Below are 15,451 nucleotides of genomic sequence, written 5' to 3'. Positions count from 1 at the left end.
CGACCCGGCCGCTACGAGACCTGCGCCGCCCGCCGCTCCATCGCGTCGCGGGCCGCGTCCTCGCTGACGTACACCTCGCACATGTGCCGGCCGTCCGGCGTGGCCGTGTGCTCGACCTCCCACAGGGAGATCTCCGTCCCGTCCTGGAGCAGGAACGCGTGCTCGTAGAGCGAGAAGCACAGCGCCGCCCTGCCCGCCCGGAACGGGCGGCCGAAGGCCTGCGTGATCTGGTGCGCGAACGCCGTCTCCAGCAGCTCGGCCGTCTCCGCGCCGGGCTTGTCCGCGTTCTCCGCCCGGCGCAGTAAACGGCGCGCGTGATCCGCGGAGTCGTCCGCCAGATATGTGTGCCGGGGCTCCGGGAGCGGCGACAGCTGGACCAGCACCGGCAGTTCGAAGTCCGGGGTGTCCGGCGGCAGCGGGAGCCGCACGGTCGCGGTGCGCAGCTCCTCCTCGTCGACATACACCTCGTGCTGCGTCTCGCGGCCCAGCACGGTGTTGTGGACGAGCTCCCACAGGGTGAGCGCCGAGCCGTCGGCGAGCAGCCATGTGTGCCGGTACGTCTCCCGGTGCAGGCCGGCGCTGTGGTGCGCGGAGTGCAGCGAACTGTCGTGCGCCAGCGCGCAGTCGAGGCGCCCTATGGTCTCGTCCGGCAGCTCGAAGGAGTTCAGGGCACGGCCGAGGAGTCGCTCGAGGTGCTCTTGCGGAGACTCGGGCGACTCGGGTTGTTCGTACGCTGCCGTGTCGTACGGAACGCTCAAGGCTTCTCCCGGCGTTGCTGCATGTCACCTTGTGGGTGCATACCGTAGCCCCTCGGTCGGACATCATGTCCGGGAACCGAGAAAACGTATGCCCAGAAAACGCGCGGGCCGCGCGGGATGTTCCCGCGCGGCCCGAGGTTCCGTCAAAATCCGCCGGTCAGGCGGCACTTCCGGCGGTCCACTCGCTCCACGGCATGTTCCAGCCGTTGAGTCCGTTGTCCGGGTCCACCGTCCTGTCGGGGGAGTGCTTCACGATCACGACGTCCCCGATGAGGGAGTTGTCGTAGAACCACTTGGCGTTCGTCGCGCCCTGCGCGCCCTGTACGTCCGCGAGCCCGACGCAGCCGTGGCTGGTGCCCGTGCGGCCGAAGGGCGGGTTGGACTGGTTGTACCAGTAGTTGCCGTGGATGAACGTCCCCGAAGAGGTCAGGCGCATCGCGTGCGGCACGTCCGGGATGTCGTACTCCCCGCCCAGACCGACCGTCCGGCTGTCCATCCGCGTCTGCGTGAACTTCTCGGAGATCACCATCTGGCCGTTGTACGTGGTGTGTTCGGGGCTGCCGGACGAGATCGGCAGCGACTTGAGGGTCTGGCCGTCCCGTACGACCGTCATGGTCTGCGTGTTGACGTCGACCGTGGAGACCTGCGAGCGGCCGATCGTGAAGCTCACGGTCTTCTTCTGCACGCCGTACACGCCGTTCGCGCCCTGCACGCCGTCCAGGTCGATCTTCATCGTGACCTTGGAACCGGCCTTCCAGTAGTCCTGCGGCCGGAAGTCCAGCCGCTGCGCGCCGAACCAGTGGCCCACGACCTGCTGCCCGGTGCTCGACGTGACCGTGATGTGCGACTGCACGGCCTTCTTGTCGCTGATCACCTTGTCGAAGGTGAACGACACCGGCATCCCCACGCCGACCGTCGTCCCGTTGTCCGGGGTGTACGTCCCGATGAAGCTGTTGCTCGAAGTGACCGTCGTGAAGATGGAGTTGGCCGCCGCGGTCTTGCCGGTGGAGTCCTTCGCGGTCGCGGATATCTGGTACTTGGTCCCGCGCTCCAACTGCTCCTTCGGTTTCCAGCTCGCACCGTTCGCGGATATCGCGCCGTCCACGGCCTGCCCGGAGCCCGCGACCGTCATCTTCACGTCGGTCAACTTGCCGTTGCTGACCTGCACGCCGGTCGCGTTGATGGACGCGTTCGTCGAGCCGTCCTTCGCCGAGATGACGATTTTCGCGGTGGACGTCTTGGCGGTGGTGCCGGCGCTGCCGTTCTTCGTGTCGGTGTTGGCGTCCGCGTTGGCGTTGCCGCCGCATGCGCTGAGGGTGAGGGTGCCGACCACCAGGGCGGCGATGGCCCCCAGTACGCGCCGCGCTGCTATGTCCGGCGTTGTCACGGGCTGCTCCAGGTTCGGTGTGGTGTGCGTCGTCCGCTGCGATGCGTGGACGAAGAGGGGCGGGGGGCCTGTGTGGGTTCCCGGCGTTTCTCTTGGACGTCATCCGGTGACAGAACCGCGACATACGCGGGGTGGGCCCCCCGCTCTTCGGCAGCGTGGGTGGGCAGTTCGGGCGGGGGGAGACAGGGGTTGCTGGAGGCTGTGGGTAAATCTAACCGCCGTATCTGATGTGAATGGTTAGGTGTCGACCCCCGCCGGAAGAGGTCGCGGGGTCTCTACCGTCTGCCGTACAGCTCCTCGTACGACGGCCACGTTCCGCCCGGGCCTTCCACCGGCTCGGCGGCCCGTACCGCTCGCACGATCGCCCGGGTCACCGCCTCCGCGCCTGCCGCCAGGATCTCGTTCAGGGCCAGGGGGTTCTTCGCGTTCAGCGAGCGGGTTCCGGTGGCCAGGGTGAATACCGTGTCGCCGTCGTTCAGCAGATGTACCGGGCGTACGGCGCGCGCGATGCCGTCGTGCGCCGTGCCTGCCAGTTTCTGCGCCTGGGCCTTGGTCAGGGTGGCGTCCGTGGCCACCACCGCGAGGGTTGTGTTCAGCGGGGGAGGGGTGTTCTTCGCCGTTGCCTCGGCCAGACGTTGTCCTGCCGCCTCGTGGACGTGTGGGTCGGGGTACTTCGCCCGGCCGCCTTGGTGCAACTCCCCGTACAGCACACCCGTTTCCGGGTCCGTCGCCGAGCCCGCCGCGTTGGCCACCACCAGTGCCGCCACCGTGATGCCCGACTCCAGCACGATGCTCGCGGTTCCGATTCCGCCCTTCAGCTGTCCGACCACCGCCCCCGTACCCGCGCCCACGCATCCCTCCCGCACCCGCACCCCGGGGCCGCTGATCGCCGCGGCCTCGACCGCGGCCCGGCCGGTGGACGCGTCCGGTCTGGCCTTGAAGGTGCCGCCCCGCCCCAGGTCGAAGACGCAGGCCGCGGGCACTACGGGTACTACGTGCAGGGGGTCGGCCCCTACCCGTACCCCGCGTCCCTGTTCCTCCAGCCAGGCCATCACCCCTGACGCGGCGTCCAGTCCGTACGCGCTGCCGCCGGTCAGGACGATCGCGTCCACCCGTTCCACCAGGTTGCGTGGGTCCAGCGCGTCCGTCTCCTTGGTGCCGGGGCCGCCGCCTCGTACGTCCACCGCGGCCACGGCTCCGCCCTCCGGCGCCAGCACGACCGTGGTGCCGGTGAGCCAGCCGTCGCCCACCCTTGTCGCATGGCCCACCCGCACGCCGGCCACGTCCGTCAACGCGTCAACTGTCATGGCCCCCAGTCTTGCCCAGCACCTGGTGGATCCGGGGACCTTCCGGGATTCGGTCAGGCCGTCCGCGCCGTCGCTCCGGCTTCGCTCTCCGCGGCCGCCATGCGTGCCGTCAGGGTCACCCCGGCCGCCACCGTCAGCGCCGACACCAGTCCGGCCGCCAGTACCGCCCAGTGGCCCAGGAACGTGCAGCAGATCACCAGCAACGCGGCCACCGGGAGCACCAGTTGCTGGGCGATGCCCACCTTGTAGTGGCGGGCGTGCAGGGCCCAGACGCTGAGCAGATAGAGGGCTGTGGGAAGGGTCACCGCCGCGGAGGCCGCCAGGGTGGAGATGTGGGCCTTGCCCACGGCCTCCGTCACCGCCACCTCCAGGCCCGCGCCGATCGTGGCCGCCGAGGCGAAGATCAGGTAGTGGCCGTAACCCCACAGGAACGCCTGCTTGCTGGAGCGCAGATGCCCGTGGATCGGCACCACGAAGTAGATCCACCAGGCGGCGAACACGATCAGCAGGCCGCCCGCGGCGATCGGCAGCAGCTCGCCCAGCGCGTCGTGCTCGTCCACCCCCGACTTCACCGCCACCGTCGCCGCCGCGATCGTCTCGCCCAGCACGATGATCGTGAACAGGCCGTACCGCTCGGAGATGTGGTGCGGGTGCCAGGGCGTCGTGCAGTCCTTCTCCGCGTAGAGCGGCACGCACAGCTCCGCGATCACCATCACGAGGAACACCCACGCCCGTGCGTGCTCCGGCAGCACCACCAGCCCCAGCCAGCCGACCAGGCAGAGGAGTACGCCGCCCGCGTACCTCAGCGCCATCGTGCGCTCCGGGCCCTGGGCCCCTCGCGCCACCCGCAGCCACTGCGATGCCATCGCCAGCCGCATGATCAGGTAGCCGAGCCAGACGACCACGTAGTCGTGCTGGTCGAAGGCGCGCGAGACTCCGGCCGCGAGGACCAGGACCCCGGCGATCTGCACCAGCGTGACGACCCGGTACAGCACATCGTCGTTGTCGTAGGCCGAGGAGAACCACGAGAAGTTCATCCACGCCCACCAGATGGAGAAGAACTGCATCGCGTAGTTCAGGATGCCCTCGCCCGCGTGTCCCTCGGCGACGGCATGCGCCAGCTGAAGGCCCGCCTGCGCGATGGCCACGACGAAGCACAGGTCGAAGAAGAGCTCCAGCGGCGAGGCGACCCGGTGCTGCTCGTCCCGGCCTCGGGCGGTGAGCGGGCGCACGGGGCGCGGGGGGCTGTGGGAGCTGCGGGGGCTGTGGGTGTCCGACGTCATGGGGACAAGCACAGCAGATGATGTCCGCGGGTGGCCGTACCCTGGAGGCATGAGTGCCGCCCCCGCCCCCGAGCCGCGCGATCCCAAGCCCGCGCTGGTCTTCGACGACCCGCTGAGCCGGCCGTCCTCCGACGACACGGACCGCGGGTGGGGCGAGCGTCCCGAGGGTGACAGCGCCGCCGATCTGAAGCGCTTCCTCGACGAGAAGCCGCCCCACCACATCTGAGCCGTCGGTTACGGCTCGCGGTGTCCTTCGCCGCGCTGCGCGACGAGCGCGTCGCGGATCTCCTTGAGGACCTCCAGCTCGGTGATCTCGATCACCTCGTGCGTGCCCTCCTTGGCCTTCCGATGGGCCTCGATCCGCGCCAGGTACTTCGCCATCGGCAGGACCATCAGGAAGTAGACGACCGCCGCGGTGATCACGAAGCTGAGGGTGGCTCCCAGGACGGAGCCCCACATCAGCTGGATGCCCTTGTCGCCCGAGCAACTGCTGCTCAGACACGAGCTGTAGGTGTCCAGGTTCTGTGTGCCGATCGCCCCGACGAGCGGGTTGATGAGCCCCTTCACCACCGCGTTGACGATGTTCGTGAAGGCGGCACCGATGACGACCGCGACTGCCAGATCGACGACGTTGCCACGCATCAGGAAGGCCTTGAAGCCCTGCCAGACGCCCGGTTCCTTCTTCTCGCTCAACTCGGAGCCTCTTCTCGCACGCGCGGGCTGTGGAATCAACAGGTCCGCAACCTACGGCAAGGTCCGGCCGTCCTGTCCAATTCAGTAACTCCAATGAGGGACTTGACGGCAAGTCGCCGAGCCATCGAAAGGCCCGGTTCACCCCCCGGACCAGCACCGACACCAACCGGCCGATCAGCACATCGTCACCGCCAGCCGTGCCGTGACGCTCGCGCCGGCCAGCCGCGCCGCCGTGGCGCGCGGCACCGACAGCACCACCAACGCCCCGCCGCCGTCCACCACTTCGAGCGGCTCGGGCACCTTCGTCACCCGCGCCCCGCGCGCGACCACGTGCGCGTCACCGCCCGCCGCCGACTCCTCCGCGGCGATCACATCGACCCGGTCCCCCGCCCGCAGCAGCCGCACCGTGCCGGCGTCGGCGATCCGCACCGGCGCCGACACCCACTCGACCGCCCGGCGCTGCCGCAGCGGATCGGCCACCGGGTGCCCGCGGGGCCGTTCGCTGTGCCGGATCTCCGCGGCCTCCCGCGGGCCCGCCGCCACGAGCGCCGCGGCCGTCAGCGCCAGCCCCGCGGCCACGGCGCGCCTGCGATGCCGTAGCAACCGGCGCAGCTGCCGGCCACCGCCCCGCACCCGCACCGGTGCGAAGTGGGGCACCTCGCACGTGGGGGGAGCGTCGGTGCCCAACGGGCGCGGGAAGGGGGCGAGGCGGAGATCGGGATCGGGATCGGGATCGGGTGAGGCTGTGAAAGACGGTCCGGGCGGGGCTGCGAACGACGGGGGCGGGGCTGGGAAGGACGGGCGGGAGAGAGTCATGGGAACACCACCTGCGACGAGGGATCGGCTTGCGGTCCCACGATGAGGGTTCGCGCCGATGTCTGCCGGAGCCCGTGTGTTACCCGTCGGTTGTGGACAACTCCCTCACCCGAAGGGGACGTTCCGCCGCCTGGACCCCCGGTTACGGCAGTGCGAAGCCCGGGTCCATCCCGCCCAGCGCGTTCGCGCACAGGCAGTCCCGCTCCCCGCTCTCCGGCAGCGCGGCGACCGTGTCGAACAGCACGCCTCGCAGGCGGTCCACGTTGGCGGAGAACACCCGCAGCACCTCGTCGTGGGAGACGCCCTCGCCGGTCTCGGCACCCGCGTCGAGATCGGTGACGAGGGTCAACGACGAGTAGCAGAGCTCCAGTTCACGGGCGAGCGCGGCCTCCGGGTGGCCGGTCATGCCGACCACCGACCAGCCCTGCGCCTGGTGCCACAGCGATTCTGCGCGGGTGGAGAAGCGCGGGCCCTCGATCACCACGAGCGTGCCGCCGTCCACCGGCTCCCAGTCGCGCCCGCGCGCCGACTTCAGCGCGGCGGCCCGGCCGGTCGGGCAGTAGGGGTCGGCCAGTGACACGTGCACCACGTTCGGCACCGCGCCGTCGGGCAGCGGGAGTCCGTCGAAGTACGTGCCCGTGCGGGACTTGGTGCGGTCCACCAGCTGGTCCGGCACCAGCAGCGTGCCCGGCCCGTACTCGGGGCGCAGGCCGCCCACCGCGCACGGGCCGAGGACCTGGCGGACGCCGACGGAGCGCAACGCCCAGAGGTTGGCGCGGTAGTTGATGCGGTGCGGCGGCAGATGGTGGCCGCGCCCGTGCCGGGGCAGGAAGGCGACCCGCCGGCCGGCGATCTCGCCGAGGAAGAGGGAGTCGCTGGGAGGTCCGTAGGGGGTGTCCACCTCGATCTCGGTCACGTCGTCGAGGAACGAGTAGAAGCCGGAGCCGCCGATTACGCCGATCTCTGCGTTCGCCATGCTCCGCACCCTAGCGGCCGTCGAAACGGCGCGGGAACCGGCTTCGGAAACGCCGAAGACCCTGCCGTCGTACGACGGCAGGGTCCCGCGGAAGTGTCCTACGCGGCGGAGCTCTTACTGGACGAGGAGCCCGAGCTCGACGACTTCGAGTCCGAGGAGGACGACGAGGTCGATGGGGTGGACGGCTTCGAGTCCGAGGACGTCGACGGCTTCGGGGTGGCCGGCGTGCTGCTCGACGAGGAGCCGCGGCTGTCGTTGCGGTAGAAGCCGGAGCCCTTGAAGACAATGCCGACCGCGGAGAACACCTTCTTCAGGCGGCCCCCGCAATTGGGGCACTCGGTCAGCGCGTCGTCGGTGAACTTCTGGACCGCTTCAAGGCCCTCGCCGCACTCGGTGCACTGGTACTGGTAGGTCGGCACTGTTGTCTTCCTCCTGGCACTCTCAGTCAATGAGTGCTAACGAGCGTCCATAGTGACGTATTCCCGGGGATCAGTCCACTGCCACCGGCACGCGGTGACCGACGCCACGTGCCACGGTCCGGCTGTGGGGCCGGGTTGCGAGGCGCGAGTGCAGGGCCAGCAGGGTCCCCAGGGCCAGCACGGTGCCGACCATCGGCACCAGGAAACCGGCGCCGCCCCACAGGCGGTCCTCCAGCTGTCCTGCGACCGTGACGGCTGCGGCCTGGCCGAGGGCGACCGCGCCGGTCAGCCAGGTGAAGGCCTCCGTGCGGGCGCCGGCCGGGACGAGCCCCTCGACCAGGGTGTAGCCGGTGATCAGGGCGGGTGCGATGCACATGCCGACCAGGAGACCCAGGCCCCCCAGCAGCAGCACCGAGTGGGCGGTCCACAGGGCGGACGCGGTCAGCGCGAGTGCCGCGTAGCCGATGAGCAGGCGGCGCTGCGGGGCGATCTTCCAGGCGACGGCACCGCAGACGATCCCGGAGAGCATGTTGCCGGCGGCGAACGTGCCGTACAGGACGCCGTTCAGACCCGGTTCGCCGATCGACTCGGTGAACGCGGCCAGGGAGACCTGCATCCCGCCGAAGACGGAACCGATACCCAGGAAGGTCACGATCAGCACGCGCACCCCGGGGATGCTCAGCGCGGAGCCGTGCTCCACGCGTGCGTGCCCGGCGGCGACGGCCACCGTGGGCTGGGTGCTCCTCTGGGCGGCGAACAGGAGACCGCCGACGAGGGTCAGCGACGCCTCGGTGATCAGGCCGGCGGCCGGGTTCACGGCGGTGCACAGGGCCGTCGCCAGGAGCGGGCCGAAGACGAAGGTCAGCTCGTCCGTGACGGACTCGAAGGCCGCGGCGGTGCTCAGCAGCGGGGAGTCCTGGAGCTTCACGCCCCAGCGGGCGCGCACCATGGGCCCGATCTGCGGCACCGAGGCACCGGTCGGCACGGCCGCCACGAACAGCGCCCACAGGGGCGCGTGGCCGAGCGCGAGCGCCGTGAACGTGAGGCCCGACAGGGTGTGCACCAGGACGCCGGGGAGCAGGACGGTCCGCTGGCCGTAGCGATCGGCCAGGCGGCCGCTGTAGGGCGCGAACAGGGCCATGGAGACGCCGGTGACGGCCGCGGCGGCGCCCGCCGCGCCGTAGGAGCCGGTGGTGTGCTGGACCAGCAGCACGATGGAGATGGTGAGCATCGCGAACGGCTGGCGTGCCGCGAAGCCGGGAAGCAGGAACGTCCAGGCGCCGCGCGTGCGCAGCAGCTGCCCGTATCCGGGGCGGGATCCCGTCCCGGAGGTGACCGTGGATGCCACGGCCCGTGCCTTTCTGCCGCCTGGTAGCGCGCCCTGTGCGGGGGGCGCCGAGAGCTGTCCTCTTGCGCGGAACTGCGGTAGATACCGGTGCCCACTGCGGAGAGGGTTTCGGCCGCCATACGGTCGCGCCAGCACTGCTTCAGGCAGAGTTGGTTCGATCAGAATGTGCCTTCATCGTACAGGTGGCGAGGTGTGGTCGGCCTGTGAAAACGGGCACCACGCGCGCGTTCACCTGTGATTGGTGAACAAGTGAACCGTACGAAACATGCCCTTAACGACCGGCGCCGGTGACGTCCGAGCCCAGCCACCCGGCGAGCTTGCCGCCGTGGCCCACCGCGCGCAGCCGCTGCTCCGCCGCGTCCCGGACGGGGTCCGTGGTGACCACGAGCAGCTCGTCGCCGCGTCGCAGGACCGTCGAGGGCAGCGGGACGAACGATTTTCCATCGCGGACGACGAGGGTGACCGCGGCTCCGGCCGGCAGTCTCAGTTCGTTGACCTCGACGCCGTGCATCTTCGACTCCGCGGGGATCGCCACGGACAGCAGATGCCCGCGCAGCCGCTCCAGGGGCGCCGATTCGACCCCGAGGTCGGCGGCCTCCGCGCCCTCGCCGAGCCGCAGCTTGCGCGCCAGCCAGGGGAGTGTCGGTCCCTGGATGAGGGTGTAGACGACGACCAGGACGAAGACGATGTTGAAGATGCGGCGGCTGCCGGAGACGCCGTTCACCATGGGGATCGTCGCCAGGATGATGGGCACCGCGCCGCGCAGCCCGGCCCAGGACATGAGGGTCTGCTCCTGCCAGGGCACCCGGAACGGCGTGAGGCTCACCACCACGCTGAGCGGCCGGGCGACCATCGTCAGCACCAGGCCGATGATGAGCGCGGGCCAGACGTCGTCCCCCAGTTCGTGCGGGGTGACCAGCAGGCCGAGCAGGACGAACATGCCGATCTGGGCGATCCAGCCGAGCCCCTCGGCGAAACCGCGCGTGGCGGGCCAGTGGGGCAGCTTGGCGTTGCCGAGCATCATCGAGGCGAGATAGACCGCCAGGAAGCCGCTGCCGTGCGCCAGGGCGCCCGCCGCGTACGCGGTGACCGCGATGGCCATGACGGCGATCGGGTAGAGGCCGGAGGCGGGCAGTGCCACGTGCCGGATCCCCCAGGAGCCGAGCCAGCCCACCGCGACACCCATGGCAGCGCCGATGGCCAGTTCCAGGGCTATCTCGCCCACCAGCACGTACCAGTGCTCGACGGGGCCCGCCGTGGAGAAGGCGACGACCAGGATGACCACCGGGGCGTCGTTGAAGCCGGACTCGGCCTCCAGCGTGCCCGTCACGCGCGCGGGGAGGGGGATTCTGCGCAGCACGGAGAAGACCGCCGCCGCGTCCGTCGAGGACACCACCGCCCCGATGATGAGCGCCTGCCGCCATTCCAGGCCGACCACGTAGTGCGCGGCCGCGGCCGTGACGCCGACGCTCACCGCCACCCCCGCCAGCGCCAGGGTGGCAGCGGACGACAGGACGGGCCCGACCTCTTTCCACTTCGTGCCGAGGCCGCCCTCGGCCAGGATCACGACCAGGGCCGCGTACCCGATGACCTGGGTCAGCTCGGCGTTGCTGAAGTGGATGTCGCCGACGCCGTCCTGGCCCATGGCGACGCCGATCCCCAGGTACACGAGCAGGCTCGGGAGCCCGCTGCGCGAGGAGATCCGGACCGCCGCGACGGCGACGAGCAGGACGAGCGAGCAGACGAGCAGGAGCTGGTCGAGGTGGTGGACAGTCAGTGGCCTTCCCTTCCTCGGCTGACGCGCCAGTGGGGCGACAGCACACGTACAGGGGACGCGAGGCTGCGGCGCCATGCATCCAAGTACTTCGTTACCTTACCTAACTCTTGACGCTTTCTTGACACTTCTCAAGGCAAGATCGAACGCCCGTCCGCGTCGGTACCCGACTCCGCGTCAAGTCGCCCGGGACCCTGCGCCTATGGTTGCTCCAGCGCTCAGTCAAAAGCACAGCCCGCCCTGCCGCTCGCGTTAGGACAGCAAGGACAGCGATGCCCCCCAACACCACCGCCTCATCGGGTCATAAGCCCGGCAAGTCCGGCAGGAAAAAGGGGCGCAAAGCCCGTCTACTGGTGCTTGTTCTGGTATTGGCCATCATCGGGGGCATCGCCTACGGCGCGTACTGGTCGATCAGCACGGTCCGCGCGTCCCTTCCGCAGACCACGGGATCGATCACCCTCGACGGCCTGTCCGGACCCGTCGACGTGAAGCGCGACAGCTACGGCATCCCGCAGATCTACGCGTCCTCCGACGCGGACCTGTTCATGGCCCAGGGCTACGTCCAGGCGCAGGACCGGTTCTACGAGATGGACGTGCGCCGGCACATGACCTCCGGCCGGCTCTCCGAGATGTTCGGCAAGGGCCAGGTCAAGAACGACGAGTTCCTGCGCACCCTGGGCTGGGACCGGGTGGCCCAGAAGGAGTACGACACCACGCTGTCGGCCTCCACGAAGAAGTACCTCCAGGCCTACGCCAAGGGAGTCAACGCCTACCTCAAGGGCAAAGACGGCAAGGACATCTCCCTGGAGTACGCGGCCCTCGGGTTCGAGAACAGCTACCAGCCGCAGAAGTGGACCCCGGTCGACTCGATCGCGTGGCTCAAGGCGATGGCCTGGGACCTGCGCGGCAACATGCAGGACGAGATCGACCGCGCCCTGATGACCACCCGCCTCGGCCCCCAGCAGATCGCGGACCTGTACCCGGAGTACCCCTACAGCCGCAACCAGCCGATCGTCACCGAGGGCGAGTACGACGAGTACACCAAGACCTTCGGCGGCGGTGACAGCTCCACCAGCACGTCCACGGGCGGCACGACGGGCTCGACGTCGTCCTCGTCGGGTTCGGCCCTCACGAGCCAGCTCTCGGGCCTCTCGGGCGTCCTGGAGGACCTCCCGACGGCCGTCGGCGTGAACGGCCAGGGCATCGGCTCCAACTCCTGGGTCGTCGCCGGCAAGAACACCATCACCGGCAAGCCCCTCCTGGCCAACGATCCACACCTGGAGGCCTCGCTGCCGTCGGTGTGGTACCAGATGGGCCTGCACTGCCGCGCAGTCTCCAGCAAGTGCCAGTACGACGTCTCCGGCTACACCTTCGCGGGCATGCCGGGCGTCGTCATCGGCCACAACCAGGACATCGCCTGGGGCATGACCAACTCCGGGGTCGACACCACCGACCTCTACCTGGAGAAGCTCTCCGGGGACGGCTACCTGTACGACGGCAAGACGAAGCCCTTCACGACCCGCACGGAGACCATCAAGGTCGCCGGCGGCGCGTCCAAGGAGATCGTCATCCGGGAGACCAACAACGGCCCGCTGCTGTCCGACCGCGACGACGAACTCGTGAAGGTCGGCAAGAAGGCCACTGTCGACACCGCGGCACCGGACAGAGGCGACGGCTACGGCATCGCCCTGCGCTGGACCGCCGAGGACCCGGGCACCACCATGGACGCCGTCTTCGCCATCGACAAGGCGTCGAACTGGACCGAGTTCCGCGCGGCCTCCACGAAGTTCGACGTGCCCTCCCAGAACCTCGTCTACGCCGACACCAAGAACAACATCGGCTACACGCTGCCCGGCAAGATCCCCACGCGCGGGAAGGGCGACGGCTCGCTGCCGGTGCCCGGCTGGGACCCCAGCTACGACTGGACCGGCTACATCCCGCAGGCCGCCCTGCCGTACGAGTACAACCCGAAGCGCGGCTACATCGTCACCGCCAACCAGGCCGTGATCGACAAGGACAAGTACCCCTACACGCTCACCACGGACTGGGGCTACGGCACCCGCAGCCAGCGCATCACCGATCTGATCCAGTCGAAGATCGACGGCGGCGGCAAGATCTCCACCGACGACATGCGGCAGATGCAGCTCGACGACAGCAGCGAGATCGCCAAGCTGATCGTGCCCAAGCTGCTGAAGCTCGACATCGACGACCCGGACGTCCGCCAGGCGCAGAAGCTCCTGGAGGGCTGGGACTACACCCAGGACGCCGACTCGGCGGCGGCCGCCTACTTCAACTCGGTCTGGCGCAACATCCTCAAGCTCGCCTTCGGCAACAAGCTCCCCAAGGAGCTGCGGGTCAAGGGCCAGTGCCTGTTCGTCACGCCGGTCGACACCACCGGGCCCGCCGACGAGGCCGACCAGAAGGTCCGCGAGTGCGGCGAGCGCGATGCCGACGAGGCGCAGCCGGACGGCGGCGACCGCTGGTTCGAGGTCGTCCGCAAGCTCATGGACGACCCCACCAACGACTGGTGGAAGACCCCCAAGTCGGGCAACCGCCCGGCGGCGGCCAACATGAACCAGCTCTTCGAGCGCGCCATGATCGACGCCCGCTGGGAGCTGACCGCCAAGCTCGGCAAGGACATCGACACCTGGAGCTGGGGACGGCTGCACCGCCTGTTCCTGAAGAACCAGACCCTGGGCACCGACGGCCCCGGCATCGTCCAGTACATCCTCAACCGCGGCCCCTGGAAGCTCAGCGGCGGAGAGGCCACGGTCAACGCGACCGGCTGGAACGCGGCCGGCGGCTACGGAGTCGTCTGGGTGCCGTCGATGCGCATGGTGGTCAACCTGGACAACTTCGACAAGTCCAAGTGGATCAACCTCACCGGAGCCTCCGGACACGCCTACAGCGCGCACTACACCGACCAGACCAGCAAGTGGGTCAACGGTGAACTGCTGCCCTGGTCGTTCTCGTCCAAGGCGGTCGACGACAGCACGAGCGACAGCCTGGTGCTTAAGCCGTGAATCGTTGAACGAACTGAAAGGGCCCTCCACGCGTGCGTGGAGGGCCCTTTCAGTTACGCGGTGAACCGCCGCACACCCGAAGGCGTCACCACCGCCCGCACCGGCCGGTCGTGCGCCTCCGCGGGGACGCGCCCGACGACCTCGGAGTCGTACAGCAGCACCACCAGCGCGGGATGCGCGCCCGCCCGCTCCAGCCGCGCCAGCACGCGGTCGTACGACCCCCCGCCGCGTCCCAGACGCATCCCGCGCCCGTCGACCGCCAGACCGGGCAGCAGGACGACGTCGGCGGCCGTCACGGCGTCCGGTCCGAGCCGCTCACCGGAGGGCTCGAACAGGGCCATCTTTCCGCCGTGCTGGACCCGCGCGAGCGAGCCCTCGCCCTCGTAGGCGCCCCAGTCCAGGTCGTTGTCCGGGAGCAGCACCGGCAGCAGGACGCGGACGTCCCGCGCGCGGAGTGCGTCCAGGAGCGCGAGCGTTCCGGGCTCGGCCCCGACGGAGACGTACGCCGCCACCGTGCGCGCGTCCGCCAACTCCGGCAGTTCCAGGGCGCGGTCCGCGAGCGCGTCGCCCGCCCCCCGCACGTCATCGACCGTCAACCTGTTCCTCATCGCGAGGAACTCTCGTCGCAACATTCGCTTGTCAGGCTCGGCTTCAGGTCCTAGGTGACGCACAGGTTTCACCCGTACCCTTCCTAATGTGCTCATATGAGAATGTTTCAACCGGTGCCACAGATTCCGCACAAACGCACCGGATAAGGTTCGGGCATGACTCAGTCGCACCCCAGGATCAGCAAGGCTGTCATTCCCGCAGCCGGTCTCGGCACCAGGTTCCTGCCGGCCACGAAAGCAACTCCCAAGGAGATGCTGCCGGTCGTGGACAAGCCCGCGATCCAGTACGTGGTCGAAGAGGCCGTGTCGGCGGGGCTCGACGACGTCCTCATGATCACCGGACGCAACAAGCGCCCTCTTGAGGACCACTTCGACCGCAACTACGAGCTCGAATCCGCCCTCCAGAAGAAGGGCGACGCGGGCCGGCTCGCCAAGGTCCAGGAGTCCAGCGACCTCGCGACCATGCACTACGTCCGCCAGGGCGACCCCAAGGGCCTCGGCCACGCCGTCCTGTGCGCCGCCCCGCACGTCGGTCACGAGCCCTTCGCCGTCCTCCTCGGGGATGACCTGATCGACCCCCGCGACCCCCTCCTCGCGCGCATGGTCGAGGTCCAGGAGCTGCACGGCGGCAGCGTCGTCGCCCTCATGGAGGTCGCACCCGAGCAGATCCACCTCTACGGCTCCGCGGCCGTCGAGGCCACCGCGGACGACGACGTCGTCAAGGTGACCGGCCTGGTCGAGAAGCCCGACGCGGCCGACGCCCCGTCGAACTACGCGATCATCGGCCGCTACGTCCTCGACCCGCACATCTTCGACATACTGCGCAAGACCGAGCCGGGCCGCGGCGGTGAGATCCAGCTCACCGACGCCCTCCAGCAGCTCGCCACCGACGAGAAGGTCGGCGGCCCGGTGCACGGCGTCGTCTTCAAGGGCCGCCGCTATGACACCGGAGACCGGGGCGACTATCTGCGTGCCATTGTCAGACTCGCGTGCGAACGTGAAGACCTGGGGCCGGACTTCCGGGCCTGGCTTCGCAGTTACGTAGCCGAGGAGATGTAG

At 69.5% G+C, this 15,451-nt stretch carries 14 protein-coding genes; 3 read left to right on the top strand and 11 right to left on the bottom strand.

What is annotated here, in order from left to right:
* Positions 1–11: 11 nt before the first annotated feature.
* The 4 genes from ACIRB1_RS13155 to ACIRB1_RS13140 all read right to left on the bottom strand — a co-directional run bounded on the left by ACIRB1_RS13155 (position 12) and on the right by ACIRB1_RS13140 (position 4,735).
* A complete protein-coding gene (locus ACIRB1_RS13155) occupies positions 12–758 on the bottom strand; it encodes a DUF6227 family protein (protein ID WP_352181851.1) in 747 nt (248 codons plus the stop codon).
* Positions 759–915: 157 nt separating this feature from the next.
* A complete protein-coding gene (locus ACIRB1_RS13150; protein WP_403465590.1) occupies positions 916–2,145 on the bottom strand; it encodes an Ig-like domain-containing protein in 1,230 nt (409 codons plus the stop codon).
* A gap of 275 nt (positions 2,146–2,420) precedes the next feature.
* On the bottom strand, positions 2,421–3,452 hold the full coding sequence (locus ACIRB1_RS13145; RefSeq protein WP_403465589.1) for a P1 family peptidase: 1,032 nt from the start codon (positions 3,450–3,452) through the stop codon (positions 2,421–2,423).
* 53 nt (positions 3,453–3,505) lie between these two features.
* A complete protein-coding gene (locus tag ACIRB1_RS13140) occupies positions 3,506–4,735 on the bottom strand; it encodes a low temperature requirement protein A (RefSeq protein WP_403465588.1) in 1,230 nt (409 codons plus the stop codon).
* Positions 4,736–4,784: 49 nt separating this feature from the next.
* On the opposite strand from ACIRB1_RS13140, the gene ACIRB1_RS13135 reads away from it, so the two are divergent.
* Positions 4,785–4,961 (top strand): hypothetical protein, encoded by a 177-nt coding sequence (locus ACIRB1_RS13135; RefSeq protein ID WP_403465587.1) that lies wholly within the window; start codon positions 4,785–4,787, stop codon positions 4,959–4,961.
* 8 nt (positions 4,962–4,969) lie between these two features.
* Here the strand turns inward: ACIRB1_RS13135 and mscL are convergent, their stop codons facing one another.
* The 6 genes from mscL to ACIRB1_RS13105 all read right to left on the bottom strand — a co-directional run bounded on the left by mscL (position 4,970) and on the right by ACIRB1_RS13105 (position 10,839).
* Entirely contained in the window at positions 4,970–5,428 is a 459-nt protein-coding gene (gene mscL, locus ACIRB1_RS13130) for a large conductance mechanosensitive channel protein MscL (protein WP_403465586.1), read from the bottom strand.
* A 174-nt stretch (positions 5,429–5,602) separates the two neighbouring features.
* Complete coding sequence (locus ACIRB1_RS13125; RefSeq protein ID WP_403465585.1) at positions 5,603–6,085, bottom strand: hypothetical protein; 483 nt, start codon at positions 6,083–6,085, stop codon at positions 5,603–5,605.
* A gap of 301 nt (positions 6,086–6,386) precedes the next feature.
* Positions 6,387–7,220, bottom strand: a complete 834-nt coding sequence (locus ACIRB1_RS13120; protein WP_403465584.1) for an S-methyl-5'-thioadenosine phosphorylase — start codon at positions 7,218–7,220, stop codon at positions 6,387–6,389.
* 98 nt (positions 7,221–7,318) lie between these two features.
* Positions 7,319–7,639: an FmdB family zinc ribbon protein gene (locus ACIRB1_RS13115; RefSeq protein ID WP_352181844.1), complete on the bottom strand. Its 321-nt coding sequence runs from the start codon at positions 7,637–7,639 to the stop codon at positions 7,319–7,321.
* Positions 7,640–7,709: 70 nt separating this feature from the next.
* The gene (locus ACIRB1_RS13110) at positions 7,710–8,987 is read right to left on the bottom strand and encodes an MFS transporter (RefSeq protein WP_403465583.1); all 1,278 of its coding nucleotides are present in this window, start codon (positions 8,985–8,987) and stop codon (positions 7,710–7,712) included.
* 271 nt (positions 8,988–9,258) lie between these two features.
* Entirely contained in the window at positions 9,259–10,839 is a 1,581-nt protein-coding gene (locus tag ACIRB1_RS13105; protein ID WP_352181842.1) for a potassium/proton antiporter, read from the bottom strand.
* Between the two features lie 194 nt (positions 10,840–11,033).
* On the opposite strand from ACIRB1_RS13105, the gene ACIRB1_RS13100 reads away from it, so the two are divergent.
* Positions 11,034–13,784 carry a penicillin acylase family protein gene (locus ACIRB1_RS13100; protein ID WP_403465582.1) on the top strand — a complete coding sequence of 917 codons (2,751 nt, stop codon included), beginning with the start codon at positions 11,034–11,036 and terminating at the stop codon, positions 13,782–13,784.
* A gap of 53 nt (positions 13,785–13,837) precedes the next feature.
* On the opposite strand, the gene ACIRB1_RS13095 is transcribed toward ACIRB1_RS13100, so the two are convergent.
* Positions 13,838–14,416, bottom strand: a complete 579-nt coding sequence (locus tag ACIRB1_RS13095; RefSeq protein ID WP_403465581.1) for a 5-formyltetrahydrofolate cyclo-ligase — start codon at positions 14,414–14,416, stop codon at positions 13,838–13,840.
* A gap of 132 nt (positions 14,417–14,548) precedes the next feature.
* Here ACIRB1_RS13095 and galU point away from each other — a divergent pair, with 132 nt between their 5' ends.
* Positions 14,549–15,451, top strand: a complete 903-nt coding sequence (gene galU, locus ACIRB1_RS13090; protein ID WP_352181839.1) for a UTP--glucose-1-phosphate uridylyltransferase GalU — start codon at positions 14,549–14,551, stop codon at positions 15,449–15,451.

Source organism: Streptomyces sp. NPDC096013, assembly GCF_044763565.1.
Classification (GTDB): Bacteria; Actinomycetota; Actinomycetes; order Streptomycetales; family Streptomycetaceae; genus Streptomyces.
This window is presented reverse-complemented; position numbering and strand designations above follow the sequence as displayed.